At 66.8% G+C, this 24,092-nt stretch carries 23 protein-coding genes; 17 read left to right on the top strand and 6 right to left on the bottom strand.

The features are described 5' to 3' along the window. The first annotated feature begins 64 nt into the window (after positions 1 to 64). From ACRYRV_RS15105 to ACRYRV_RS15130, 6 genes are read left to right on the top strand one after another with little or no spacing between them, the layout of a single operon-like run. A complete protein-coding gene (locus ACRYRV_RS15105; RefSeq protein ID WP_445005907.1) occupies positions 65 to 1,612 on the top strand; it encodes a GMC family oxidoreductase in 1,548 nt (515 codons plus the stop codon). 14 nt (positions 1,613 to 1,626) lie between these two features. After that, positions 1,627 to 2,607 (top strand): thiamine pyrophosphate-dependent dehydrogenase E1 component subunit alpha, encoded by a 981-nt coding sequence (locus tag ACRYRV_RS15110; protein WP_253443256.1) that lies wholly within the window; start codon positions 1,627 to 1,629, stop codon positions 2,605 to 2,607. Positions 2,608 to 2,621: 14 nt separating this feature from the next. After that, on the top strand, positions 2,622 to 3,653 hold the full coding sequence (locus tag ACRYRV_RS15115) for an alpha-ketoacid dehydrogenase subunit beta (protein ID WP_253443255.1): 1,032 nt from the start codon (positions 2,622 to 2,624) through the stop codon (positions 3,651 to 3,653). An 11-nt stretch (positions 3,654 to 3,664) separates the two neighbouring features. Further along, the gene (locus ACRYRV_RS15120; RefSeq protein WP_309636549.1) at positions 3,665 to 3,901 is read left to right on the top strand and encodes a lipoyl domain-containing protein; all 237 of its coding nucleotides are present in this window, start codon (positions 3,665 to 3,667) and stop codon (positions 3,899 to 3,901) included. An 11-nt stretch (positions 3,902 to 3,912) separates the two neighbouring features. Beyond that, complete coding sequence (locus ACRYRV_RS15125) at positions 3,913 to 4,653, top strand: 2-oxo acid dehydrogenase subunit E2 (protein ID WP_444984585.1); 741 nt, start codon at positions 3,913 to 3,915, stop codon at positions 4,651 to 4,653. Positions 4,654 to 4,668: 15 nt separating this feature from the next. Then, positions 4,669 to 5,403, top strand: coding sequence for a lipoate--protein ligase family protein (locus ACRYRV_RS15130; RefSeq protein WP_309636550.1), 735 nt, complete (start codon positions 4,669 to 4,671; stop codon positions 5,401 to 5,403). 72 nt (positions 5,404 to 5,475) lie between these two features. On the opposite strand, the gene ACRYRV_RS15135 is transcribed toward ACRYRV_RS15130, so the two are convergent. From ACRYRV_RS15135 to ACRYRV_RS15150, 4 genes are all read right to left on the bottom strand, one after another. Continuing rightward, positions 5,476 to 6,525 carry a 2,3-butanediol dehydrogenase gene (locus ACRYRV_RS15135; RefSeq protein ID WP_444984584.1) on the bottom strand — a complete coding sequence of 350 codons (1,050 nt, stop codon included), beginning with the start codon at positions 6,523 to 6,525 and terminating at the stop codon, positions 5,476 to 5,478. 20 nt (positions 6,526 to 6,545) lie between these two features. Beyond that, positions 6,546 to 7,322: an SDR family NAD(P)-dependent oxidoreductase gene (locus ACRYRV_RS15140; protein WP_309636552.1), complete on the bottom strand. Its 777-nt coding sequence runs from the start codon at positions 7,320 to 7,322 to the stop codon at positions 6,546 to 6,548. 168 nt (positions 7,323 to 7,490) lie between these two features. Next, positions 7,491 to 8,090, bottom strand: a complete 600-nt coding sequence (locus ACRYRV_RS15145; protein WP_444984583.1) for a VOC family protein — start codon at positions 8,088 to 8,090, stop codon at positions 7,491 to 7,493. 253 nt (positions 8,091 to 8,343) lie between these two features. Then, positions 8,344 to 9,450 carry a pyridoxal phosphate-dependent aminotransferase gene (locus tag ACRYRV_RS15150; RefSeq protein WP_444984582.1) on the bottom strand — a complete coding sequence of 369 codons (1,107 nt, stop codon included), beginning with the start codon at positions 9,448 to 9,450 and terminating at the stop codon, positions 8,344 to 8,346. Positions 9,451 to 9,646: 196 nt separating this feature from the next. On the opposite strand from ACRYRV_RS15150, the gene ACRYRV_RS15155 reads away from it, so the two are divergent. The 10 genes from ACRYRV_RS15155 to ACRYRV_RS15200 all read left to right on the top strand — a co-directional run bounded on the left by ACRYRV_RS15155 (position 9,647) and on the right by ACRYRV_RS15200 (position 19,112). Further along, complete coding sequence (locus ACRYRV_RS15155; RefSeq protein ID WP_444984580.1) at positions 9,647 to 10,429, top strand: helix-turn-helix domain-containing protein; 783 nt, start codon at positions 9,647 to 9,649, stop codon at positions 10,427 to 10,429. Between the two features lie 156 nt (positions 10,430 to 10,585). Then, positions 10,586 to 11,653: a TRAP transporter substrate-binding protein DctP gene (gene dctP, locus ACRYRV_RS15160; protein WP_444984579.1), complete on the top strand. Its 1,068-nt coding sequence runs from the start codon at positions 10,586 to 10,588 to the stop codon at positions 11,651 to 11,653. Positions 11,654 to 11,716: 63 nt separating this feature from the next. Further along, positions 11,717 to 12,262, top strand: a complete 546-nt coding sequence (locus ACRYRV_RS15165; protein ID WP_444984578.1) for a TRAP transporter small permease — start codon at positions 11,717 to 11,719, stop codon at positions 12,260 to 12,262. Further along, complete coding sequence (locus tag ACRYRV_RS15170; RefSeq protein WP_444984577.1) at positions 12,259 to 13,536, top strand: TRAP transporter large permease; 1,278 nt, start codon at positions 12,259 to 12,261, stop codon at positions 13,534 to 13,536. The genes ACRYRV_RS15165 and ACRYRV_RS15170 overlap by 4 nt, the downstream gene beginning before the upstream one ends. An 18-nt stretch (positions 13,537 to 13,554) precedes the next feature. Further along, positions 13,555 to 14,610, top strand: coding sequence for a histone deacetylase family protein (locus tag ACRYRV_RS15175; protein WP_444984576.1), 1,056 nt, complete (start codon positions 13,555 to 13,557; stop codon positions 14,608 to 14,610). A 3-nt stretch (positions 14,611 to 14,613) separates the two neighbouring features. Beyond that, positions 14,614 to 14,970 carry a RidA family protein gene (locus ACRYRV_RS15180; RefSeq protein ID WP_444984575.1) on the top strand — a complete coding sequence of 119 codons (357 nt, stop codon included), beginning with the start codon at positions 14,614 to 14,616 and terminating at the stop codon, positions 14,968 to 14,970. Position 14,971: 1 nt separating this feature from the next. Further along, the gene (locus tag ACRYRV_RS15185) at positions 14,972 to 15,913 is read left to right on the top strand and encodes an ornithine cyclodeaminase family protein (RefSeq protein ID WP_444984574.1); all 942 of its coding nucleotides are present in this window, start codon (positions 14,972 to 14,974) and stop codon (positions 15,911 to 15,913) included. Further along, complete coding sequence (locus tag ACRYRV_RS15190; RefSeq protein WP_444984573.1) at positions 15,910 to 17,031, top strand: class II histone deacetylase; 1,122 nt, start codon at positions 15,910 to 15,912, stop codon at positions 17,029 to 17,031. Before ACRYRV_RS15185 ends, ACRYRV_RS15190 begins: the two co-directional genes overlap by 4 nt. Positions 17,032 to 17,049: 18 nt before the next feature. Then, positions 17,050 to 18,006, top strand: a complete 957-nt coding sequence (locus ACRYRV_RS15195; RefSeq protein WP_444984572.1) for a branched-chain amino acid transaminase — start codon at positions 17,050 to 17,052, stop codon at positions 18,004 to 18,006. An 80-nt stretch (positions 18,007 to 18,086) separates the two neighbouring features. Further along, positions 18,087 to 19,112, top strand: a complete 1,026-nt coding sequence (locus tag ACRYRV_RS15200) for an Lnb N-terminal periplasmic domain-containing protein (protein WP_444984570.1) — start codon at positions 18,087 to 18,089, stop codon at positions 19,110 to 19,112. A gap of 12 nt (positions 19,113 to 19,124) precedes the next feature. On the opposite strand, the gene ACRYRV_RS15205 is transcribed toward ACRYRV_RS15200, so the two are convergent. After that, complete coding sequence (locus ACRYRV_RS15205) at positions 19,125 to 20,513, bottom strand: GntP family permease (RefSeq protein WP_253443177.1); 1,389 nt, start codon at positions 20,511 to 20,513, stop codon at positions 19,125 to 19,127. Between the two features lie 367 nt (positions 20,514 to 20,880). On the opposite strand from ACRYRV_RS15205, the gene ACRYRV_RS15210 reads away from it, so the two are divergent. Next, positions 20,881 to 22,233, top strand: a complete 1,353-nt coding sequence (locus ACRYRV_RS15210) for a Na+/H+ antiporter family protein (RefSeq protein WP_444984568.1) — start codon at positions 20,881 to 20,883, stop codon at positions 22,231 to 22,233. 19 nt (positions 22,234 to 22,252) lie between these two features. Here ACRYRV_RS15210 and ACRYRV_RS15215 read toward each other — a convergent pair whose 3' ends face one another. Further along, positions 22,253 to 24,016: a GGDEF domain-containing protein gene (locus ACRYRV_RS15215; protein WP_444984566.1), complete on the bottom strand. Its 1,764-nt coding sequence runs from the start codon at positions 24,014 to 24,016 to the stop codon at positions 22,253 to 22,255. Positions 24,017 to 24,092: the final 76 nt, after the last annotated feature.

Consider the following 24,092-nt stretch of genomic DNA (forward strand, 5'->3'; position numbering starts at 1 on the left):
CGATGCGAACAAGAGAAGGGCAAAGGCTATGAGCAGGCAATTTGATCTGAATGACGACAGTCTGGTGGTGATCATCGGCTCCGGCGCCGGGGGCGGCACCCTCGCCAATGAGCTGGCGCAAAAGGGCATTCGTTCGGTGGTTCTGGAAGCGGGCAAGCGCTTCACCATGGAGGATATCGAAAACGACGAATGGGGGATGTTCAACAAGATCAGCTGGCTGGACCAGCGCAACCTGGTGGGGCCGTCGCGACTGGCCGAGGATTTTCCCAATCTGCCCGCCTGGATCGTCAAGGGCGTCGGTGGCTCCACCATTCACTGGGCCGGTGTCGCCATGCGTTTTCAGGAGCATGAGTTCAAGATGAAAACGCTCAACGGCGAAATCGCTGGTGCCAACGTGGAGGACTGGCCGCTATCGCTTAAGGACCTCGAACCCTACTACGCCTTGGCAGAAAAAAAGATGGGGGTATGCGGCACCGAAGCCACCGGTATGCCCTTTCATGGCAAGAGCACCCACTATCAGGTCATCGAAGCCGGTGCCAACAGGGTCGGCGCCCGCTGCGAGCAGGCGCACCTGGCCATCAATACCGTGCCCTTCGACGGGCGGGCGCCCTGTCAGGTCACCGGCTTCTGCATGCAGGGCTGCCGCTTCGGTGCCAAGTGGTCGACCATGTATACGGAGATTCCCAAGGCCGAAGCCACCGGCAACGTAGAGGTCAGGCCCAACTGCATGGCCCTCAAGATCGAGCATGACCGGGACGGCAAGGCGACCGGTGTGCTCTATGCCGACGCCGATGGGGAAGTGCAGTTCCAGAAGGCGCGCATCGTCGCCGTGGCGGCCAATTCCATCGAGTCGCCGCGTCTCCTGCTCAACTCCGCCTCCAGCCTGTTCCCCGATGGGCTGGCCAACTCCTCGGGCCAGGTGGGCAAGAACTACATGACCCATGTCACCGGTGGCTCCTATGCGGAGTTCGACCATCCGGTGCATATGGAGCGCAGCACCGTGGTGCCCGGCATCGTCACAGAGTGGGAAGACAACGACCCCTCCCGCGGTCATGTCGGCGGCTATGAGCTGGAGGCCCTGCATCTGGGGCTGCCCTTCATGGCGGCGTTCCTGGACCCGGGGGCGGCCAACGGCTGGGGGCGCCAGTTTGCCCGTTCCATGGAGAACTACAGCCGGATGGCGGGGTTCTGGATCTGCGGGGAAGACCTCGCTCTGGAGAGCAATCGTATCACCCTGCACCCCACGAAAAAGGACCAATACGGCTTGCCGGTGCCGGTGGTGCACAAGGCGGATCACGACAACGATACGCGCATGCGCAACCACGCCTACCGGATGTCCAGGGAGCTGTTTTCGGCCATCGGCGCTCGCCATGTCAATGACCTGCCACCTTATCCGGCCAGCCACAACATGGGCACCAATCGCATGCATGCCAAGGCCCAGGATGGCGTCGTCAATCAGTGGGGCCAGTCCCACGATATCGATAACTTGTTCATCTCTGACGGCAGCCAATTCACCAGCAGTGGAACGGAAAACCCCACCCTGACCATCGTTGCCTTGACGATTCGTCAAGCTGAATACATCGCCGAGCGCATGACACGCGGCGAGCTTTAAGAGGAGTGATTGCCATGCAACCGACAGCCGAACAGCGGCGCTGGATGTACCGCCATATGGTCCTTAGCCGCTACCTCGAGGAGCGCATCGAGGCGCTCTATATGGAGGGAAAGACCCCGGTCTTCAACATGGCCAAGGGGCCCATCCCCGGAGAGATGCACCTCTCCAATGGCCAGGAGCCCTGTGCCGTGGGGGTCTGCGCCCATCTGACGGCGGACGACATCGTCACCGCTACCCACCGTCCCCACCACATCGCCGTGGCCAAGGGGGTCGACCTGGATGCCATGGTCGCGGAGATCTTCGGCAAGGCCACCGGCCTTTCCGGCGGACGCGGCGGCCACATGCACCTCTTCGATGGCGATGTGAACTTCTCCTGCTCGGGGATCATCGGCGAGGGCCTGGGGCCGGCGGTGGGAGCGGCGCTCTCCCGCCAGATGCAGGGCAAGCCCGGGGTGGCGGTGGCCTTTATCGGCGAAGGCGCGGCCAACCAGGGGGCCTTCCACGAGGCGCTGAACCTGGCGGCGGTGTGGAAGCTGCCGGTGGTCTTCGTCATCGAGGACAACGCCTGGGGAATCTCGGTGGCCAAGCAGGCCGCCACCGCCGTGCCGCGCAACGACGTGCGTGCCGCTGCCTACGGCATGCCGGGCCATCACGTGGCCGACAACGACGTGGAGGGCGTCTATGCCGCGGCGGGCGAGGCCATCGCCCGGGCCCGCGAGGGGCTGGGGCCGAGCCTGATCGAGATCGAGACATCCCGGCTTGCCGGTCACTTCATGGGGGACGGCGAGGACTATCGGCCCAAGGGCGAGAAGGAGGGGCTGGCCGACCCCATTCCCCGCTACCGCGCGGCCCTCCTCGAAGCCGGGGTGCTCGACGAGGCGGGTGATGACGCCCTGGTGGCCGAGGCCCATGAGCGGGTCGAGGCGGCGATCCGCTTCGCCCAGCAGAGCGACTTCCTGCCGCCCGAGGCGGCGCTGGAAACCGTCTTCGTCTAACCGGGAGCACGACCATGACTACTGTAACCAAGAGCGCCAGCCGCAAGTTGACCATCGCCCGGGCCATGGCCGAGGCCACTGCCCAGGAGATGCGCGTGGACCCGCGGGTCTTCGTGATGGGCGAGGACGTGGGGCCCCTTGGCGGGGTCTTCGGTAATACTCGGGGCCTCTTCGATGAGTTCGGCCCGGAAAGAGTCCGGGATACGCCGATCTCCGAGACCGCCTTTATCGGGGCTGCGGTAGGCGCCGCCTCCGACGGCATGCGGCCCATCGTCGAGCTGATGTTCGTTGACTTCTTCGGCGTCTGCATGGACGCCATCTACAACCTGATGGCCAAGAACACCTACTTCTCCGGCGGCAAGATCCCGGTGCCCATGGTGCTGATGACCTCCACCGGCGGCGGCTATTCCGATGCCGGCCAGCACTCCCAGTGCCTCTACGGCACCTTCGCCCACCTGCCGGGCATGAAGGTGGTGGTGCCAAGCAATGCCTACGACGCCAAGGGGTTGATGACCGCGGCGATCCGCGACGATAACCCGGTGGTTTTCATGTACCACAAGGCGCTGCAGGGCATGGGCTGGCTGGGGACCGAGAAAGGCGCCACCGTGGCGGTGCCCGAGGAGGCCTATACCGTGGAGATCGGCAAGGCCGCGGTGACACGGGAAGGCAGCGATCTGACCCTGGTCAGTCTCGGCGCCGGCGTGCATCACTGTCTGCGCGCCGCCCAGGCGCTCGAGGCCGAGGGCTTCTCCGCCGAGGTAATCGACCTGCGCAGCCTGGTGCCGCTGGATCGCGAGACGGTGCGCGAGTCGGTCGCCAAGACCGGACGCCTGGTCGTGGTGGACGAGGACTACCACAGCTATGGCGTCAGCGGCGAGATCATCGCCAGCGTCGCCGAGCACCCGGGCTGTCGTCTGCGCGCCGCTCCCAAGCGGGTGGCCTACCCGGACATTCCCATTCCCTTCGCGCCGACCATGGAGCAGTGGGCCCTGCCCAATGCCGACAAGATCGTCGCCGCCTTCCATCAAATGCTGAGTGAGAGTTGAGGAGAGACCCTATGACGACCGAAATCACCGTACCCGCGGACCTCTGGGAGGGCGAGACCGAAGGCGTGATCACCGCCTGGCTCGTTAATGACGGGGCCGAGGTCGCCCAGGGCGACCTGGTCGCCGAAGTGATGGTGGAGAAGGCCCAGTACGAGATCGAAGCGCCGGTCTCTGGGCGACTCAGCATCGCCAAGGAAGAGGACGAGGTGGTGAGCAAGGGAACCCTGATCGCCACCCTGGAATCTTGAGGAGGCCCGTCATGCGACTCGACATCCAGAAGACCACCGCCCCCTTGGGGGCGGATGGTGTCACGCCGCCGATAAAGCTGCGCGGCATGCGCGGCATGATCGCCGCCAAGATGCTGCAGAGCCTGCAGCAGTCGGCACAGCTGACCCATCACGCCAGCGCCCGCCTGGATGCCCTCCAGGCGCTGCGCCAGCGGCGCCGCGATGACGAGCTGCCGGTGCCTTCGCTGCAGGATCTGCTGCTGCGATTGATTGTCCAGACCCTGGGCGATTTTCCGGCCCTCAATGCCACCCTGGAGGAGAACTGCATCACCCGGCATGCCGCGGTGCACCTGGGGCTGGCGATTCCGCTGCCCGACGACCTGCTGGTGGCCCCGGCACTCTTCGATGCCCAGACCCTTCGCCTGGGCGAGCTGCCCGAGGCGCGCCGGGAACTCACGGAGCAGGCGCGTAGCGGCAAGCTAGGCGTCAAGGCGCTGACCGGCGCGACCTTTACGGTATCGAACCTGGGGCGCTCCCGGGTGCATCACTTCACGCCGCTGCTCAATCTGCCCCAGGTGGCGATCCTCGGTATCGGAGGTGTGGAACTCCGGGCCGTGCCAGACTCGGGCAGCTGGCGCGCCGTGGAGGTGATTGGTCTGTCGCTGACCTTTGACCATCGCGCCGTCAATGGGGCGCCGGCGGCCGCCTTCCTCGATGCCCTCTGCGAGCGTATCGAGGGGCTGGACAGCGATGCCTTCGACCATGAACTCTGACGCGGAGCTCGAGCCATGATGCCTGCCTGTATCCCGGATAGCGACGACATGACCCTGCGCCGGCCCAGCGTGGCGGAGGGGCTGGCCATGGAAGAGGCGCTGCTGGAGTCGATCTGCCACGGTGAGAGCGACCTTGGTCTGGTGGCCTGGTCGCCCTGCGACCGCGCCCTGGTGATGCCGCGTCGCCATGAGCGCCTGGCGGGCTTTTCCGAGGCCCGGGAGGCACTCGAGGCGCGGGGCTGGCCGATCCAGTTTCGCTCCACCGGTGGCACCCCGGTGCCTCAGAGCACGGCGGTGATCAACGTGGCCCTGGCACGGCGTTGCCGGATAGGCAGCTCTGCTGCTCATCTGGAGTGGGGCTATCGCCGCCTCGGAGAGCCCTGGTGCGACTGGCTCCGGGAGCTCGGTATCGAGGACTCCAACCTCGGCGAGGCGCCGGGCGCTTACTGCGACGGGCGTTTCAATGTGCGCATTGGCGAGCGCAAGTTGGTGGGAACCGCCCAGCGCTGGCGGCGGGTGCGGGGCTGTCGCGACATGGCGCTGCTGGTCCACGGTGCCATGCAGGTGGGGGGGAGGCCCGAGGCCCTGGTGGAGGTGGTCAATGCTTTCCAGGCCGCCATCGGCGACCCCCAGCGCTTTTCGCCGGCGAGCCATGTGGCTCTCGGCCAGTTGCTGCCGGAGGCAAGGGTCGAGGCGGCCTTGCCCGAGCTGCTCGAGCGACTGGCCAAGGCTGTCAAGTACGTCTTCTGATTCGACTATCCCAGCCAACGAAAACGGGGCCCATGATGGCCCCGTGATGGCTTGTTTCCCGAGCCGTTGTCGTCAAGGCTCAACCATGATCTTGATGTGCGACTTGTCGTTTAGCAGAGCCTCGAAGCCCTGGTCGACTATGTCTTTCAGGGCGATACGTGCGGTGATCAGGTCCTCGGCGCGGAAGTAGTCCTGCTCCATGAGGGCGATCACGGCAGGGTAGATATGCCGGTAGGCAATGATGCCCTTCATGGTGCGCTCCTTGATCACCAGATCGTTGGGCTGGAAGGCCGCTTCCGTTTCCCAGATACTGACGATCACCGCCTCTCCGCCAGCGTGGGTGGCGGTGATGGCCTGGTTCAGCACGGCGGGAATGCCGGTGACCTCGAAGGCAAAGTCGGCTCCGCCATGGGTCAGAGCATGCACCTGTTCCACTGCGTCCTGCTCCCGGGGATCCACTACCCAGGCGCCCAGGTCGGCGGCCTTGTGCCGACGGACGGCTGAGGGTTCCACAGCTATGATCCTGGACGCACCGGCGGCCTTGAGGGCCTCGATGATCACCAGCCCGATCGGACCGGCGCCGAAGACCACGGCGTTGTCGCCGGCCTTCAGAGAGCTCTGGCGCACCGCGTGCAAGCCCACCGCGGCTGGCTCGACCAGGGCGCCCTGTTCATAGGAGAGGGAGTCGGGCAGGGGGTGGACCATGTGCTCACCGACTACGGTGTATTCGGCAAAGCCGCCTCCGCCACCCGAGAGCCCATGGAAGCCCAGCAGGGGCGTCAGGTTGTAGCGCTCCATGAGGTATTGCCCATCCTTGTTGGGGGAGAGGATAGGCTCGATGGCCACCCTGTCCCCGGGCTTGACCCGGGTGACGCACTCACCCACCTCCACGACCTCGCCGGCGAACTCGTGGCCCATGATGATGGGTGCACGCTGCTGACTGAGGGGATGCGGTGTCTCGACCGGAATGAAGATGGGGCCAGCACTGTACTCGTGCAGGTCGCTGCCGCAGATGCCGCATGCGGCGACCTTCACCTTGACCTGGTGAGGGTCCTTGAGGGTCGGGATCTCGACCGCTTCTACGCGAAGGTCCCTGGCCTTGTGCCAGACCGCCGCTTTCATGGTGTCCTTCATTTGTCACCTCACAATGAATATCCGCCGTCGACGGCGAGGGCCTGCCCTGTTACATGCTCGGCGCTGGCCAGGTAGACTACCAACTGCCCCATGTCCTCGGGGGTTTGCGCCACGCCCTGGGGTAAGAGAGTCTTTTGATGGCGCCCCCAGGACTCTGCTTCGCTTTCTCCCTGCTGCCGCCAGCGGCCGGAGAGACCATCTTCTCCTCGCCACATCCCGGTGCCGACGATGCCGGGGCAAAGGGCATTCACGGTAACGCCTTCCTTGGCTACTTCCTTGGCCACGGCATTGGTGAACCCGATGACGGCAAACTTGGAGGCTGAATAGTGGGACAGGTCAGGGAAGCCGATCTTGCCGGCGATCGATGCCACGTTGATGATCCTGCCGAACTGCCGGGGACGCATGACGTTTAGTTCGGCCTGGGTGCATAGGAATACGCCCTTTGCATTGACAGCCATGACACGATCCCAGTCTTGCACCGAGAGCTCGTCGATAGACTTGATGCTGATGACGCCTGCATTGTTGACGGCAATATCGAGTTGACCAAAGGTGCTGACGACGTCACTGATCAGCTTAGTGACGGAGTCTGACTCAGAGACATCGACCTGAAAAGTTGCGCAACGGCGGCCAAGGGCCTCGATCCGAGCTGCCGTCTCTCTTGCAATGGCAATATCCAGGTCGGCAATGGCCACGTCCGCTCCGGCTTCTGCCAAGGCTAGGGCGATGCCTTGACCGATACCGCGGCCCCCGCCCGTCACCAGAGCCGTTCTTCCATTCAGTTGCATGTGATTTTCCTTTATTAAGCTGTCATGAGGAGGGCCGTAAGAAGCACTTTTGAGCCCTATTAGTGCATTGCACATGTAGTGGTTATCCGCGAGATCATCGGGACGCCGATGCGGATAGATGCACATGCCCATGGCGGCATCACGGGATGCCGCCGCAGGTGGGTAGGTTCAGAAGCGCGGGTCCCAGAGTCGGCTTCCGGTTTCGGCCTCGTAGCCCATGCCGTAGGGTGAACTGACCAGCTCCAGCTGCATGCCCCATGGCGCCATGAAATAGACCCAGCTCAGCCCCTCCATGGGCCCTTCGGTAAAGGTCTTGGGTTCGCCCAGTACCTCCACGTCGTTCTCCTTGAGGTAGGCAACGGCGCTCGCCATGTCGTCCACGTAGAAGGCGATATGGTGGCCACCGATGTCGCTGTTGCGTGGCTGTTCGGTGCGTTGATCCGGGGCTGTGTACTCGAAGATCTCCAGGTTGGTGCCATTGCCACAGCGCACCAGGTGGGCGGCCGGGATAGTGGCTTCTGCATGAACGTCCAGGTTCACGTCCATCCAATCGTCATCGAAGGGGCCGAAGGGCCCGATAGTGAAGAAGGCCTCGCAGCCGATCACATCGACGAAGAAATCCACCGCTGCCTGGCGATCGGGAACGGTGAAGCCAAAGTGCTGGGTGCCTCGCATACCGGGGATTTCTGCCTGGGCCAGTTGGCTGGTCATCAGCAGGGCAAGGGAGAGAGGGGCCACCACAGGGGCGCGCTTTAGCGTAGCAAACATGACATATTTCCTTTGTTGTGCATTGTTGTCAGCGGCGGATGCCACCGGAATGCAGGAGCAATGGTCATGCCAGTAGGGAGGAGGGTAAAAAAAGCTTTTGTAATGAGTGTGTTGTCACGGCCTTTTCGGATTGCCAGGGGGTGACAGGTGTCAAGGTCGCGCCAGCTATTTAACGCTTGTAACGTGACAGGTGTATCAGGGGAGCTGGGCTGTACGCTTGGATTCAGCACCGCCCTCGGGCGGTGCCGGCGTGTCAGCGCGTCTTCAGGGCCGCCTCCAGGGTCGCGAGCCGGCCCGGTACCAGGGCGTCTTCCACCGCGGTGATGCGCAGCACATGGCCCAGGGCCGGGTCGGCGGGGCGGGCGACCAGCTTGCCCTCGTCGAGCAGCGCCTGGTGCACCCTGCAGGCCAGCTCGGCGCTGGCCAGGCGCAGGCCCACGAAGTTGGTGGCGCTGGGCAGCACGTCGGCGCCCAGATTGCGCAGGTGGGCCGCCAGCCGCTCGCGGCGCTGGCGCACCGCGGCCACGTGGGCGGCGACCTCCTCCGGGGCATCTAGCACCGTCTCGGCGGCGACCTGGCTCAGGGTCGACACCGCATAGTGGATGCGCACCTTCATCATCATCTCGAGGGTCGGCGGCGGGGCGATGGCGTAGCCCACCCTGAGTCCGGCCAGGCCGTGGGCCTTGGAGAGGGTGCGCAGGCGGATCACGCCGGGCAGCACCCGGCGGCCGAACTCGCCCTCGGCATCCTCGCGAAAGTCGTGGTAGGCCTCGTCCAGCAGCAGCCAGCAGTCGTCGGGGAGCGCCTCGCGCAGGGCCAGGACGTCGTCGTCATCGTGCAGGTGGCCGCCGGGGTTGTCCGGGTTGGCGAGGTAGACCAGCCGCGCGCCTTGCTCCCGGGCTGACTCCGCCAGGGCCTCCAGGTCCGGGGCCAAGCGCCCCGGACCCTCGGCGTAGGGGACCTCCACCACCCGACAGCCGTGGCCCCGGGCGAAGTAGGCGAAGGTGGGGTAGGTGCCGGTGGTGCTGACCACCGTCTCGTCGCGGTCGGTGACCGCCCGCAGGGCCAGGGCGATCAGGCTGTCGGCCCCGGCGTCCACCAGCATGGCGTCCAGGGGAATGCCCTGCTGGGCGGCCAGCCGCCGGCGGATGCCCAGCGCCTCGGCGTCGCCGTAGCTGTAGACATGCGCGGCCATGGCGTCGCCGAAGCGCTCGCGCAGCGCCCGGTGGGGCATATCGAGCCCCTCGTTGGAACCGAGCTGGTGGGGGATCTCGCGGCCCAGGCGGCGCTCCAGCACGCGCACGCCGGGAAAGGGGTTGTGGGGGCCGTCTCCGGCCAGGCGTTTCGGAAAGGTGGGCATCGGGTTCCTCCCGTTGGTGGTCGATTGGGGCGGCGTCGGTGACTCCCAGGCTACCATCATCACTGCCAAGGGGAGGGCGCAGGTCGTGAACTGCCAGCTTCTGACGCCTGGCCAAGCTCCGGGAGAGCGTTGACTGCCGCGCCAACCGCGGGTGCTAGACTCGAAGTTTCAATCACGACCACTAGCGTGACCTGCCATGGCCGAGCTTGCCCTGCGTGCGACGACCCTGGGCAGTGAGCATGTCGCTCACGCTCATGATCATCACCAGCTGATCCTGGCGACCTGTGGCACGACCGAGCTGGCCGTGGAGGGTCGGGGGGATCGCGTCACCGGCGGGCGCGGCTGCCTGATTCCCTGTGCCCGCGACCACGACTATCGCGGCGACGGCCGTAACCGGACCCTGGTGCTGGATATTTCTCTGGCGAGCCTCACGGGACTGCGTGATGCCGATGCCATCTCTCGCCTCTTCGATCAGCCGCGCTTCTTCAGCGTGCCGCCCCAGCTGCGTCAGCTTGCCGATGACCTGATGCGTCAGCTCGAGCAGTGCCCGGGGCTGCATCACGAAATCGCCGCCCTGCTGCTGCGCGCCCTCCATCTCCATCTGCGCAGTGAACCTCTGGCATGGGAGGGCGGTGCCAGCCTGCCCCGGCGCCCCTGCGAGCGCCTCGACCTGCCGCGCCTGGAAGCCTGGATCGATCGCCACCTGGCCGATGAGATTCGCGTCGAGCAGCTGGCAGGCCTGTGTGCGCTGAGCGTCAGCCACTTTCACAGCCGCTTTCGCGAGTTCACCGGCGTCACGCCCCAGGCGTTTGTCCAGGAGCGGCGTCTGCGCCACGCCAGGAGCCTGGTCTGCCACAGCCAACTGACCCTTGGTCAGGTGGCGGCGCTGGTGGGTTTTCGCGACCAGGCCAGTTTCTCCCGCGCCTATCGCCGTCGCTTCGGGCGCCCGCCCTCGGCCGAACGTCTGCGGGCGGAGTGAGCGTGTGGTGTCGTGCCACTCCGTAGTTTCGGACAAAAGGGGCGTAGCTGCGGGCAAGCAGGCAGGTCAGGAGCGGCCTAAGCTCTAGATCAGGGGTGGCGCCGCCGGTGCCGCCGATCACGAGCCCAATAATCACAACGCAGCAGAGGCCGAATCATGCGCAAGACGACCCTGACCCGAATGCCCTTGCTGGCAGCGCTTCCCCTGGCGATTGCCGCGGCCAATGTCCAGGCCGAGGAGATGGCGATCGCCACCATCCTGCCCGAGAACATGAGCAACAATGAGGTTTACCCGGCGCTGATTCATTTCAAGAATCTGGTCGAGACTCGTACCGACGGCGAGATCACGGTATCGATCTTCGGCAACAGCCAGCTGGGCTCCGAGGTGGAGACCGCCCGGGAGGTGCAGGGCGGCCGGACGCTGCAGTCCACCATCATCACCACCGGCGCCATGTCCTCCTACTATCCGGACTACCAGATGATGACGGCGCCCTTCATCTTCGATAACTGGCGCCAGGCCTGGGCCTTCTTCGACGGCGAGTGGTTCGCCGACTTCATGTCCGGCACCGTCGAAGAGACTGATATGCGCTATCTCGGCACCTTCGACGATGGCGGTGGCTTCGTCGCCTTCACCAACAATGAGCGCCTGATCCAGACCGTCGACGATCTCGAGGGGCTCAACATCCGTACCGAGGAGAACCCGGGCCATGTGGCGATCATGCGGGCGCTGGGCGCCTCGGCCACGCCGCTGCCCTGGGGTGAGGTCATCACCGCGCTGGAAACGGGCCTGGCCGACGGTCAGTTCAATGCGCCGGTGCTCAATACCACCTTCAACTTCCATGAGGTGACCGACTACACCACCCTGACCGGCCACGTCTACAACAGCGCGGCATGGCTGGTCAGCGAGGACTGGTTCCAGAGCCTTACCGAGGAGCAGCAGGAGGCCATCGTCACCTCCGCCCGCGAGGCCGTTGCCATTGGCCACGGCATGTCAGGGGCGCTGGCCACCGCCAGCTGGGAGGAGTCCTGCGAGACCTTCCAGGAGTGCTACATCATGCCTCCGGAAGAGCGGGCACGCATGGCCGATATTGCTACCCCGGCCTGGCGTGAGTGGATCGTCAACGACTTTGGCCTCGACGGCGATCGCGTGGATGCCTTCCTCGAGGAGGTCGAGCGCGTGCGCCTCGAGGTGGCCGAGTCCGATATGGCGACCTACGGACGCTGATGTCACCGCTGCATCGTGCCGCGCCCGGCCGCCGGCCGGGCGCCCTGTCCGTGAGGTGATGCCATGGGATTGCTGCACTCTCTGCGCCGGCTGAGCGACGCTGTCAACCAGCTGGCGATCCTGGTCTGCATCGCCTGCGTGCTGGCGATGCTGGGTATCTCCTTTACCGCCTTCGTCTACAAGCTGTTTACCGGCAGCACGCTCAGCTGGACCTACTCCCTGGCTCGGCTCTTCCTGCCGTGGATCGGCTTTCTTTCGATGACCATTTCCCTGCGCTACGGGGAGCATGTGGCCATGACCCTGCTGGTCAGGAGCCTGCCGCGGCTACTGACCCTGGTGGCCGCGGTGTTCTGCCTGGTCGCCATCGGCGTCTTCGGCGCCTTGCTGCTCTGGTATGGCTGGGACTACTTCCAGGGTACCCGCCAGGTCTACATGGTGTCCGACCAGATCCGGGTGCACGGCAAGTTCACCGCCATCGTGGTACCGGTCAGCGGTGCCATCATCCTGCTGCACCTGGTGCAGGGCTTTGCGCTGCTCGAGCATTTCCTGGACGAGCGTGACGTGATCGACGAGTTGATCGAGACGGCAGAATCGGAGGAGCGCCCATGACCCCGGCCATCATCGTCTTTATCGTCCTGCTGCTGATCGGTGCACCGGTGGCGGTGGTCATGGCGCTTTCCGGCCTGGCGGGAGGCTACGCCATCGGCGGCGAGCGGATGCTGGGCATCATCGCCGACCGCATGTTCTCGGGGGTCTCCGGCTTTCTCCTTATCGCCGTGCCCTATTTCATCTTTACCGCCGAGCTGATGAACCAGGGCGGCTTGACCCAGAAGCTGATCACCTTCAACAACGCCCTGTTCGGGCGAGTGCGGGGCGCGCTTTCCCACGTCAATGTGTCCGTCTCCGTGTTCTTCGCCGGGCTTACCGGGGCGGCGATCACCGATACGGTGGCCATCGGCAAGATCATGATTCCGGAAATGAAGCGCCAGGGCTACGACGCCGAATATGCTGCCGCCATCACCGCCTGCTCCTCGATCATCGGGCCGATCATCCCGCCCAGCGTGGTGATGGTGGTCTATGCGACGCTGCTGCGGGATATCTCGGTGATCGACCTCTTTGCCGGCGGCATCATTCCCGGGCTGCTGATGGCCGTTGCGCTGCTGGCGGTCAGTTTCTTCCTGGCCTGGAGGCGCGGCTATCCCAAGCAGGCGCCGACTCCCCTGAAGGTGGCGGCGCTCTCCTTTCTGGTGGCCCTGCCGGCGATGATCGTGCCGCTGATCATCCTGGGGGGGATCCTCTCGGGACTGACCACCATTACCGAAGCCTCCGGCTTTGCCGCCATCTATGCGCTGGTGATCGGCGTGGTCTTCTACCGCAGCCTTACCTGGCGAAAGATCTGGAATGCTCTGGTCATCACGGTGCGCTTTTCCGGGGTAGTCTTCTTCCTGCTGGCCACCTCGGCGGTGCTGGGCTGGTTCGTCACCCGTTCCGGCATCGCACGGGACGCGGCGAGCCTGATCACGACCTTCAGCGACTCGGCCTTTCTGCAGCTGATGGCGGTCTGTCTGCTGCTGATTCTGATCGGTACCGTCATGGACGTGCTGCCCGCTCTGGTAGTGGTGGCTCCCGTGCTGGTACCGGCCATGATCCAGCTGGGCTTTGACCCGCTGCACTTCGCCATCTTGATGATCGTGGTGCTGAACATATCCAATGTGACGCCTCCTGTGGGCATGACGCTGATGACGGCGGCGCGCATTGCCAATGTGCCCTACGAGCGGGCGATCCTGGCTTCGCTGCCCTTCTATGTTGCCTATGTTGGCGTGATCCTGCTGCTGGCGGCGTTCCCGGCGCTGTCGACCTGGATCCCCTCGCTGCTGCGCTGAGATTGTCATGGAGACACCATGAAGCTCTTCTATCATCCCGATCAGGAGCGCCATGCACCGCCGAGCTTCCTGCTGCGCGGGCGCGCCGTGGCTTCGCCGGAGGGGCCGGTGCGCGCCGAGATGCTGCGTGAGGGCCTGGCCGGCCTGGGCCTGTCGCCCATCTCTCCCGGCGATGCGGATTCGCCCAGGCTGCGCGAGCGCCTGGCGCGGATCCACACGCCGCGCTATCTCGCCTTCCTTGAGACCATCCACGCGCGCTGGTCGTCGCTGCCCGATGCCGCCGAGATGGTGGCGCCCAACGTGCACCCCTGCGGCGGCGGTCACCACTATCCGCGCCACCCGGTGGGGCAGGTAGGCTGGCACATGCACGACATGGCCTGCCCGATGACCGCCGACAGCTTCGCCGGCATCCTGGCCAGCGCCGCCAGTGCCGAAGCCGCCGCCGAGGCGGTGCTGGGCGGCGACGGGAGCGCCTATGCCCTGTGCCGGCCGCCAGGCCATCACGCCGGCCCGGATCGCGCCGGCGGCTTCTGCTTTCTGAATAACTCAGGCCTGGCCGCGGAGGTGCTGCGAGAGCGCCACGCCCGGGTGGCCATCCTCGACGTGGACCTGCACCACGGCAACGGCACCCAGGATATCTTCTACGCCCGCGGCGACGTCTGGACCGGCTCGCTGCACGCCGACCCGGCCGATTTCTACCCCTTCTTCTGGGGCGGCGCCGACGAGATCGGCGAGGGGGAGGGGCGGGGAGCGAACCACAATGTTCCCCTGCCGCTGGGCAGCGACGGTGCCGCCTTCATGGCGGCGCTCGAAGCGCTTGTCGAGGCCATGTCCGCCTTCCAGCCGGAGGCGCTGGTGGTGCCGCTGGGGCTGGACGCCCATCGCGACGACCCCCTGGCGGGGCTCGCGCTCGAGACTGACGACTTCGTTGCCCTGGGGCGGCGGCTTGCCGCCATTGAATTGCCCACCGTGCTGGTGCAGGAGGGGGGCTATCCCACCGAATCGCTCGGCCGCAATCTGGCCGCTTTCATGCAAGGCTATATCGACACCCACGAGGTGTCTTCAAGGAGATGAACCATGAGCATTACCTATCAGGACAGCAACACCCGCATGAGCCAGGCCACCGTGCATAACGGCACCGTCTATCTGGCCGGCCAGGTGCCCGACGATACCAGCGCCGACATGCGCGGCCAGACCGAGCAGGTGCTGGCCAAGATCGACCGCCAGCTGGCCGCTGCCGGCACCTCCAAGGAGCATATTCTCAGCGCCCTGGTGTGGGTCACCGACATGAGCGAGTTCGCCGACATGAACGCCGTCTGGGACGCCTGGGTCGTGCCCGGCCGCCCGCCGGCTCGCGCCGCCACCGAGGCCAAGCTGGCGCTGCCCGAGTTCAAGGTGGAGATCATGGTGACCGCGGCGATTCCGGAGGCCTGATATGCGAGTCGTCTCGGCCGCGGAGGTGGCCGAGGCGCTGCCCTGGGAGCCCCTGGTGCAGCGCCTGGCCCACACCTTTCGCGAGGGCGTGGAGTCACCGCCTCGCCACCATCACGCCATGCACCGCCCCGACGGCGAGGCCACCCTGCTGCTGATGCCCGCCTGGGAAAAGGCCGGCTACATCGGGGTGAAGATGGTCAACGTCTTTCCCCAGAACGCCGATCACGGCCTGCCGGCCATTGCCGGCGTCTATCTGCTCAGCGAGGGGGCCCACGGGCGCCCTCTGGCCTGCCTGGACGGCAGCGAACTGACCCGGCGCCGCACCGCCGCGGCCTCGGCCCTGGCGGCCCGCGAGCTGGCCCGCGAGGACGCCGAGACCCTGCTGGTGGTGGGGACCGGCAAGCTGGCCCCCATGGTGATAGAAGCGCACGCCGCGGTGTGCCCCATCCGCCGGGTGCGCATCTGGGGGCGCAGTGCCGAGAAGGCCGAGGCGCTGGCCGCCGAGTATGCCGATCGCTTCGAGACGTCCGCGGTCAGCGACCTGGAGGCGGCGACCCGGGAGGCGGATATCGTCAGCTGCGTGACCCTCTCTACCGCACCGCTGATTCGCGGCGCCTGGCTCACTCCGGGTACCCATCTCGACCTGATCGGCGCCTTCCGCCCCAGCATGCGCGAGGCCGACGCCGACTGCCTGGCGCGCAGCGAGGTCTTCGTGGACACCTATGCCGGTGCCCGGGGCGAGGCGGGGGATATCCTTCAGGCCATCGAGGAGGGGGCCTTCGTCTTCGACGACATCTGCGCCGAACTCGCCGAGCTGCTGCGCGGCGAGAAGCCCGGCCGCTCCTCGCCGGAGGCCATTACCCTGTTCAAGTCGGTGGGGGCCTCGCTGGAGGATCTCGCCGCCGCCATCGAGGCATGGGAGCGGCTGGAGCCGCCCGCATGACGAGCGCCGCTACGGGCTTCTTCTGGCACGAGCGCTGCTTCTGGCACGACCCGGGGGCCATTGGCGTCTTCTCGGCGCCCGGGGCCTTCCTGCAGCCTCAGCCCGCTTCGGAGAGCCCCGAGAGCAAGCGCCGTCTCAAGAACCTCCTGGAGGTCTCGGGGCTGATCGACGAGCTGGCGGTGCGCAAGCCGCCGCCGGCGAGCCGAGAGGATCTCGAGCGCTTCCATACGGCCCGCTACCTGGATGCCCTCGCAGCGGGTGACGCCGGGCGGGGAGGTGACGGTGGTGACTGTGCGCCCTTCATGCCGGGCAGCCTGGCGGCGGCTTGCCAGTCGGCGGGGCTGGCCCTGGCCGCCGTGGAGGCGGTCGCCACCGGTGAGCTTTCCCGCGCCTATGCGCTCTGCCGCCCGCCGGGGCATCACGCCGAGGCCGACCGCGGCCGCGGTTTCTGCCTGCTCGGCAATATCCCGGTGGCGGTGATGCGCGCTCGGGCCCTGGCGCTGGTGGGGCGGGTGGCGATCCTCGATTGGGACGTGCACCACGGCAACGGCCAGCAGGCGGCCTTCTGGCGAGACCCGGAGGTCTTCACGGTCTCGCTGCACCAGGCGGGCAACTATCCCCTGGAGACCGGGCACTTCGACGAGCAGGGGGAGGGCTCGGGGCTTGGGACCAACCTCAATCTGCCCCTGCCGCCGGGGTGTGGCATTGGCGCCTATGACTACGCCATGGAGACGCTGGTGCTGCCGGCCATCGAGGCCTTCGCTCCTGAGCTGGTCGTGGTGGCCTGCGGCTATGACGCCTGTGCCAAGGATCCGCTGGGCAAGATGCTGCTCAACGGTGACGCCTTTGCCCGGATGACCGCGCAGGTGAAGGCCCTGGCCGAGCGCTGCTGTCAGGGGCGCCTGGTGATGGTCCACGAAGGCGGCTACTCCGAGGGGTATGTGCCGCTCTGCGGCCACGCGGTGATCCAGGCCCTGGCGGGCAGTGCGACCGCGGTGCCGGATCCCCAGAATGACGAGATCGCCGCCTGGGGCTATCAGTCCCTTCAGCCCCACCAGCGCGAGCTGATCGACGCCTGGCGAGAGGCCTGGGGCGAGGCCGGTGGGCTGCGAGGCTAGCGAGAGGGAGGAGAGACGATGACGCCGCTGCACGACCGAGACGGCTGGATCTGGATGGACGGCGAGTGGCTGCCCTGGCGGGAGGCGAAGGTGCACGTCTTCAGCCACACCCTGCACTACGGCATGGGCTGCTTCGAGGGGGTGCGGGCCTATGCCGGGCCGAAGGGGACCCACCTGTTCCGGGTGGCGGAGCATACCCGGCGGCTGCGGGAGAGCGCTCACGCCCTGGATATACCGTTATCTTTCAGCGCCGAGGCGCTGATTCAGGCCCAGCGCGACTGCCTCTCCCGCAACGGCCTGACCGACGCCTACCTCAAGCCCACGGTGTTTCTCGGCGCCGAAGGGCTCGGCCTGAGAGCCAGCGGGCTCTCCACCCATGTGATGATCGCCGCCTGGGACCTGGGCGCCTATCTGACGCCCGAAGCGGCGCGGGGGGGCCTGCGCGCCCTGACCTCCTCCTGGGCGCGCCACCATGTCAACATCAGCCTCTGTCGGGCCAAGACCAGCGGCCACTACGTCAACTCCATGCTGGCGCTCAACACCGCGGTGAAGGCGGGCTTCGACGAGACCCTAATGCTCGACCCGGAGGGCTACGTGGCCGAGGCCTCGGCGGCCAACGTCTTCCTGCTGCGCGACGGCGTGCTGCATACGCCCGAGGTGACCTCCTGCCTGCGCGGCATCACCCGGGACAGCGTGATTCGGCTGGCCAGGGAGGCGCTGGGCATTGAGGTGGTGGAGCGACGCATCACCCGCGACGAGCTCTATACCGCCGAGGAGGCCTTCCTGACCGGTACCGCCGCCGAGATCCTGCCTCTGCGCGAGCTGGACGGTCGCCATATTGGCGCCCTGAGCGGCGCGCCAGCCGTCGCGGCCCCCATTGCCGACGACTGCTTTACCGCCAGGCTGCAGCGGCTCTATGGCCGGGCGGTACGCGGCGAGCTGGCTGACTTCGACGACTGGCTGACGGCGGTGTAGGCGGGTGGCCATCGACCAGCGTTGAGGCCAGGGGGCGTCTGGCGTGCTAGCCTCGCGGCATCGCTGAGGGAGTCATCACGATGCTGCTTGTGGATCTTGCCGTTCGACTGGCCATGGCGCTCTGCACCCTGTGGGGTGCCCTGGCCCTGGGCCACCGGTTGCCGCTAGCCTGGCCGGGGCGCCTGCTGGCGGGGGCCGGCTGGCTGCTGCTGGGAGCGCTCTGGCTCTGGCTCTACGGTCAGGGCGCTCGGCTGGCGCCGGTGGTGGGGCTTGCCGTGCAGATGCTGGCGCTGCTGGCCTGGTGGCGCCGCCTGGTGCCGTCGGCGGAGCTGGACTGGGCCGACGACGTGGCCCACCTGGCCAGCGGCCGGGTGGCGGGGGAGTGGCTGGAGATGGAGCGGGTGCGCTGCTTCGAGTGGCAGGCCCGTGACGCGGCCCGGGTGGCCTGGGAGCCGCGACGCTATCGGCTGGACCGCCTCGCCTCCCTGGACCTGATCGTCTCGCGCTGGGGGCGTCCCGGGATCGCTCACGTGCTGCTCTCTTTCGGCTTTCGGGGTGAGAGTGAGGCGTCGGGCGTCGCCGCGATCGACGACTTCCTGGCCTTCTCGGTGGAGGTGCGTCGGGAGCGCCACGAGCAGTTCTCCGAGATCGGCGGCTTCTTCAAGCAGTATGAGCTGGCCATCATCGCCGCCGACGAGCGCGACGCGGTGCGGCTGCGCAGCAACGTGCGCGGCGAGTCGGTGACGCTCTACCGGGTGATGCTGGGCGAACGGGAGCGCCGGGAGCTGCTGCTCGCTCTGGTGGAAGAGGCCAACGCCCTGGCTCGGGAGCCGCGCTTCTATCACACCGTGACCGCCAACTGCACGACCCTGGTGTTCACCCTGATGCAGCGCATTATCGAGGGTTTGCCGCTGGATCACCGCCTGCTGCTTACCGGGCTGCTGCCCGGCTATGTGCACGACCACGGCGGCCTGGTGCCGGGCTATGGCCTGGGTGAACTCCGGCGCCTGGGGGACATCAGCGCCCGCGCCCGGGCCGCTCATGACGACCCGGATTTCTCACGGCGTATTCGCCAGGGGGTGCCGGGCTGGGCCGATGCCCCCTGAGTCGCGGAACGCCTAGAAGCTGCCGAACAGGGTGCCCAGGGTGATCACCGTGACCAGGGCGGAGAGGGGCAGCACGATGGTGACCATGGCGAGGTTGCCGTAGGACTGGCGGTGGGTCAGGCCGCAGATGGTGAGCAGGGTGATCACCGCGCCGGAGTGGGGCAGGGTGTCCATGCCGCCGGAGGCCAGGGTTGCCACCCGGTGCATCAGCTCGGGGCTGATGCCGGCGGCCTGGGCCATGGCCAGGTACTCGCTGCCCAGGGTCTGCAGCGCGATGGAGAGCCCGCCGGAGGAGGAGCCGGTGATCCCCGAGAGCACGCTCATGGCCACCGCCTCGGAGATGAGCGGGTTGTCGGAGACGTTGAGCACGGCGTCGCGGATGATGGCGAAGCCGGCGAGGCTGGCGATCACTGCGCCATAGCCCACCTCGGAGGCGGTATTGAAGATCGGCAGCAGGGAGCCGAAGCAGCCCTTGTTGACGGTGCCCTTCAGGTCGCGCCAGCGGTGCCAGCGGGTGACGATCAGCCAGGCGCAGGCGCTGAGCAGGGCGATCAGGATCGCCCAGAGGCCGCTCTGGCCGCTGGGGGAGACGTTCTCGAAACGCTCGCTGATGTAGTCGAGCTCGATGCTCGGGAAGATGCCGTAGGTAAAGAGGGCGTTGAGACCGATCACCATCACCAGGGGAATCAGCGCCAGGGCCAGGGGCATGCTCGCCTGGGCCGCGGACTCCTCGCCTTCCCCTTCACGCTCGGTGTGCTCTCCGTAGCCCTCTCCCCGGGCCCGGGCGGCGGCCACCCGGGACTGCAGGTAGAGAATCCCCAGGGTCAGCATGATCACCCCGGCGATCAGGCCGAGCCCCGGGGCGGCGAAGCTGTTGGTCTCGAAGAAGGGGATGGGAATGGCGTTCTGGATCGAGGGCGTCCCGGGCAGCGCGGTCATGGTGAAGGTGAAGGCGCCCAGGGCGATGGCGGCGGGAATCAGCCGCTTGGGCACCTCGGCCTGCTGGAACAGCTCGCGGCTGATGGGGTAGATGGCGAAGGCCACCACGAATAGCGAGACGCCGCCGTAGGTGAGCACGGCGCAGGCGATCACCACGGTAAGCACCACGTGGCGGGTGCCCAGCCGCTTGACGATGCCCTGGGCGATGGCCTGAGCGGCGCCGGAGTCCGCCATCAGCTGGCCGAAGAGAGCACCCAGCAGGAAGAGGGGAAAGAACTGGATCACGTAGTTGCCCAGCGCCTTCATGAAGGTGTCGGTATAGAAGGGCAGCAGGAAGGCCGCCTCGCCGGAGAGCAGCACGGCGAGCGACGCCATCAGCGGCGCCAGCAGCAGGACCGAGATGCCGCGATAGGCAAGAAACATCAGCAGGAAGAGGGATATGACGATGGCCAGGGTGCTCATCGGCGCTCCTTGTCAATGGGTGAACCCGAAAGGTGAAGAGCGCGCATGGGAACAGGATTGGCCGCCGCTTTCAACAAGAACGCCACGGCGGCTGCCGTGGCGATAGGGCCTCCCTGGGCAGCATCCTGCTGCCTGGCTCCCTGCAGGGCGTCCAGCCCTGGCGCATCCGTGACGAGAAGTGGCAGTGTCCCTTGCCCCGTCCTGCTGGACGCCTTTGATCATCGCTGCGGAAGGTGACGGCGCGATGACGCTGAGGTGACGCTTTATTGACCTTGAGCAGCGTTCGGTGGCGGGCAGGTCCGCCGCGGCTCTGGTAGAATCCTTCGCCGTTTCGTCTTACTCCAACTCCTTTCTTCGGGAAAATTCCATGAACGCGGTAATCATTGCGGTGCTGGTGATGGTGGGGCTGTCGCTGGCGCGGGTCTCGGTCGTCTTCGCGCTGGTGGTGGGGGCCCTGGTGGGCGGCCTGGTGGGCGGGCTCTCCATCGAGGATACCCTCTCGGCCTTCAACGAGGGGGTGGGCGGCGGCGCCCAGGTGGCGCTGGCCTATGCCACCCTGGGCGCCTTCGCGGTGGCCATCTCGCGCTCCGGACTGCCGGACCTGCTGGCCAGGCGGCTGATCGGCATGCTGGGCCAGGAGGCCACGGAGGCGCGCCAGGCCACGGTGAAGGCGCTGCTGCTGACCGCCGTGCTGCTGGTGTCGATCTCCTCCCAGAACCTGATCCCGGTGCATATCGCCTTCATCCCGATCCTGATCCCGCCGCTGCTCAAGGTGATGAACCAGCTGCGGCTGGACCGGCGGGCGGTGGCCTGCGCCCTGACCTTCGGCCTGACCGCCCCCTACATGCTGCTGCCGGTGGGCTTCGGGGCGATCTTCCTCAACGATATTCTCTTGGCCAACATCAACCGCGCCGGTGATGTGCTGGGCCTCGAGATCACCCGGGGCATGGTGCCCATGGCCATGGCGGTGCCGGTGGGTGGCATGGCGCTGGGCCTCGCGGTGGCGCTCTTCATCAGCTATCGCAAGCCACGCGAGTACCAGGCCCTGGACCTGGCCACCACCAATGTGCCGCACCACCACCCGGAGTCCGACGCCGAGCCGCATACCCTGGGGCTGGTGATGGCCGGGGTGGCCATCGTGGCGGCGCTGGGCATCCAGCTCTGGACCGGTTCCATGGTGCTGGGCGGCCTGGTGGGCTTTGCGCTGCTCTCGGTGGGGGGGATCTTCAAGTGGCGCGAGGCCGACGACCTCTTCACCAGCGGCATGCGCATGATGGCGCTGATCGGCTTCATCATGATCTCCGCCTCGGGCTTTGCGGCGGTGATGAACGCCACCGGGCATATCGATACCCTGGTGCAGTCGAGCTTCGACATCATCGGCGACAACCGGGGCCTGGCGGCGCTGATCATGCTGCTGGTGGGGCTCTTCATCACCCTGGGGATCGGCTCGTCCTTCTCCACCATCCCGATCATCGCGGCGATCTTCGTGCCCCTGGCGGTGCAGTTCGGCTTCTCGCCCCTGGCCACCGTGGCGCTGGTGGGCACCGCCGCGGCCCTGGGTGACGCCGGCTCCCCGGCCTCGGATTCGACGCTCGGCCCCACCTCCGGCCTCAACGTGGATCGCCAGCACGACCATATCTGGGACAGCGTGGTGCCCACCTTCCTGCACTACAACATCCCGCTGATCGCCTTCGGCTGGGCGGCGGCGATGCTGTTCTGATGCTGTGTTTCGCCACCCCCTACCCGAGGGTGGCAACCTGGCTGTGGCCCCCCTCGGCGTCCGGTGTCCAGGTCACGATGCGGTTGCGTCCACTGCGCTTGGCGCAGTAGAGCGCATGGTCCGCCAGCCCCACCAGGGCCAGCGGATCGGCAGTGTGGGCCGGATAGCTGGCGACGCCACAGGAGAGAGTGACCCGGAACGGCGCCTCGGTGCCGCAGCGGAAAGCGTGCTGGCCCACCGCGCGGGTCACGGCGGCGGCGCGGGCCGCGGCGTTGGCAGGGTCGGCGCCGGGCAGCAGGGCGACGAACTCCTCGCCGCCCAGCCGGCAGACCACGTCGGAGTCGCGGAAATGCGCCTGGAGCAGGGTGGCGAACTGCCTCAGCACCTGGTCGCCGCCCTCGTGGCCGTAGCGGTCGTTGACCTGCTTGAAGTGGTCCAGGTCCATCAGCACCAGCGAGAACGCCTGGCCCTCGCGGTCGGCGCTCCGCGCCTCGTGGTCGAGCAGCTCGTCGAAGTAGCGCCGGTTCTTGAGTCCGGTGAGGGCATCCTGGTAGGAGTAGCCTTCCAGGGTCTCCACCAGGCGGTCGAGCTCGGCGGTACGTTCGGCCACCTGGCGCTCCAGGCTCCTGTTGAGCTCGGCCAGTCGCTGCTGGGTGCGGCGGTAGTCCCACAGCGAGAGGCCGGCGATGGCCAGGGCAAAGCCCAGCGCGCCGGTGCTCAGCGGCACGCTGCGCCAACTCACGAAGCCGTGGGCTACCAGCATGTCCACCAGCAGGAGCGGCGCAAAGAGGACGAAGCTGGCCACGATCAGCCTCTGTTCCATGCCCAGGCGTGGGACCTGCCACAGGGCCAGCAGCAGCATCAGCGGCAGGGTGATGGCCAGCAGCGCATCGAAGGCGGGGAAGGTCAGCGAGAGGCTGATGGCGCCGGCCTGCACCAGGGTGAGAGCCCCTGCCAGATAGGCCAGGTGCAGGCGCCATAGCCAGCGCATCCAGCGTGCCGCGGCCCCGTCAAGCCAGTGGGCCAGCAGGAGGCTCATGGCCACCGGCAGGGTGAAGTAGCTGGCGGCACGCAGGGTGTCCCACCATAGCGCTCGCTCCAGCAGCAGCTGGCGGGCCGGGGCCTCCGCCAGCAGCATCAGCCCCGAGGCCGAGGCGAACAGGGCAATGCCGACAAAGCCGTGCCGCTGCGGGCCAAGCAGGGCGAAGAGCAGGGCCAGCACCGCCAGCAGCAGGCAGAAGGTGCCCACCGCCAGGGCCTTGGCGGAGTTCTGAAGCACAGCGTTCAGCCCGTCCAGGCGATCCATCAGCTGCACCTCCCCCCAGAGGCCGATATCGGTGTAGTAGGAGTAGACCCGCAGGTGGAGGGTGGCGCCGGCGAAGTCGGCAGGCAGCTCGATCATGTGCCAGGGCCAGCCGGCGAAGTCGCCGCGTCCCTCGGCGTCAAACTCGCCGTACTGGTAGAGGAGCTCTCCGTCCAGATAGAGCTGGCCGATCAGGTCGATGCTGGTGATATAGAGCACCGGGTCCCGCCACTCGCCGTCGGGCAGGGTGGTGCGGAACCAGGCGTGCTGCTGGCCCTGGCGCCCGGGCGGGTTCGAGGGGAAGTCGATGGCCTGCCAGCCGCTCGCCTCGGTAAGCCAGGCGGGGCGGCCCTCCGGGCCTGCTGGGGAGTCACCCCAGCGGTACTCCCAGCCCTCCAGCGCCAGGGGAGGAGGGGCGGCCTGCACGGGCAGGGCGAGCAGGCCAAGGGCCGCAAGCATAAGGCGAAGGTAAAGACGCATGGAGAAGGCCCGGAAGGTGACGCTGCGAGTATATCTGCAGTGGCGCTGGGCAAATGTCACGCTTTGTCGACGCTAT

The organism is Halomonas mongoliensis (assembly GCF_052496345.1).

Coding starts and splice junctions, on each gene's coding strand:
- ACRYRV_RS15140 (WP_309636552.1), bottom strand. CDS start 7,322: ATGCAACTGAATGGAAGAACGGCTCTGGTGACGGGCGGGGGCCGCGGT.
- ACRYRV_RS15195 (WP_444984572.1), top strand. CDS start 17,050: ATGACGCCGCTGCACGACCGAGACGGCTGGATCTGGATGGACGGCGAG.
- ACRYRV_RS15150 (WP_444984582.1), bottom strand. CDS start 9,450: ATGCCCACCTTTCCGAAACGCCTGGCCGGAGACGGCCCCCACAACCCC.
- ACRYRV_RS15125 (WP_444984585.1), top strand. CDS start 3,913: ATGCGACTCGACATCCAGAAGACCACCGCCCCCTTGGGGGCGGATGGT.
- ACRYRV_RS15120 (WP_309636549.1), top strand. CDS start 3,665: ATGACGACCGAAATCACCGTACCCGCGGACCTCTGGGAGGGCGAGACC.
- ACRYRV_RS15210 (WP_444984568.1), top strand. CDS start 20,881: ATGAACGCGGTAATCATTGCGGTGCTGGTGATGGTGGGGCTGTCGCTG.
- ACRYRV_RS15130 (WP_309636550.1), top strand. CDS start 4,669: ATGATGCCTGCCTGTATCCCGGATAGCGACGACATGACCCTGCGCCGG.
- ACRYRV_RS15175 (WP_444984576.1), top strand. CDS start 13,555: ATGAAGCTCTTCTATCATCCCGATCAGGAGCGCCATGCACCGCCGAGC.
- ACRYRV_RS15155 (WP_444984580.1), top strand. CDS start 9,647: ATGGCCGAGCTTGCCCTGCGTGCGACGACCCTGGGCAGTGAGCATGTC.
- ACRYRV_RS15170 (WP_444984577.1), top strand. CDS start 12,259: ATGACCCCGGCCATCATCGTCTTTATCGTCCTGCTGCTGATCGGTGCA.
- ACRYRV_RS15185 (WP_444984574.1), top strand. CDS start 14,972: ATGCGAGTCGTCTCGGCCGCGGAGGTGGCCGAGGCGCTGCCCTGGGAG.
- ACRYRV_RS15135 (WP_444984584.1), bottom strand. CDS start 6,525: ATGAAAGCGGCGGTCTGGCACAAGGCCAGGGACCTTCGCGTAGAAGCG.
- ACRYRV_RS15180 (WP_444984575.1), top strand. CDS start 14,614: ATGAGCATTACCTATCAGGACAGCAACACCCGCATGAGCCAGGCCACC.
- ACRYRV_RS15215 (WP_444984566.1), bottom strand. CDS start 24,016: ATGCGTCTTTACCTTCGCCTTATGCTTGCGGCCCTTGGCCTGCTCGCC.
- ACRYRV_RS15110 (WP_253443256.1), top strand. CDS start 1,627: ATGCAACCGACAGCCGAACAGCGGCGCTGGATGTACCGCCATATGGTC.
- ACRYRV_RS15205 (WP_253443177.1), bottom strand. CDS start 20,513: ATGAGCACCCTGGCCATCGTCATATCCCTCTTCCTGCTGATGTTTCTT.
- ACRYRV_RS15200 (WP_444984570.1), top strand. CDS start 18,087: ATGCTGCTTGTGGATCTTGCCGTTCGACTGGCCATGGCGCTCTGCACC.
- dctP (WP_444984579.1), top strand. CDS start 10,586: ATGCGCAAGACGACCCTGACCCGAATGCCCTTGCTGGCAGCGCTTCCC.
- ACRYRV_RS15145 (WP_444984583.1), bottom strand. CDS start 8,090: ATGTTTGCTACGCTAAAGCGCGCCCCTGTGGTGGCCCCTCTCTCCCTT.
- ACRYRV_RS15190 (WP_444984573.1), top strand. CDS start 15,910: ATGACGAGCGCCGCTACGGGCTTCTTCTGGCACGAGCGCTGCTTCTGG.
- ACRYRV_RS15115 (WP_253443255.1), top strand. CDS start 2,622: ATGACTACTGTAACCAAGAGCGCCAGCCGCAAGTTGACCATCGCCCGG.
- ACRYRV_RS15165 (WP_444984578.1), top strand. CDS start 11,717: ATGGGATTGCTGCACTCTCTGCGCCGGCTGAGCGACGCTGTCAACCAG.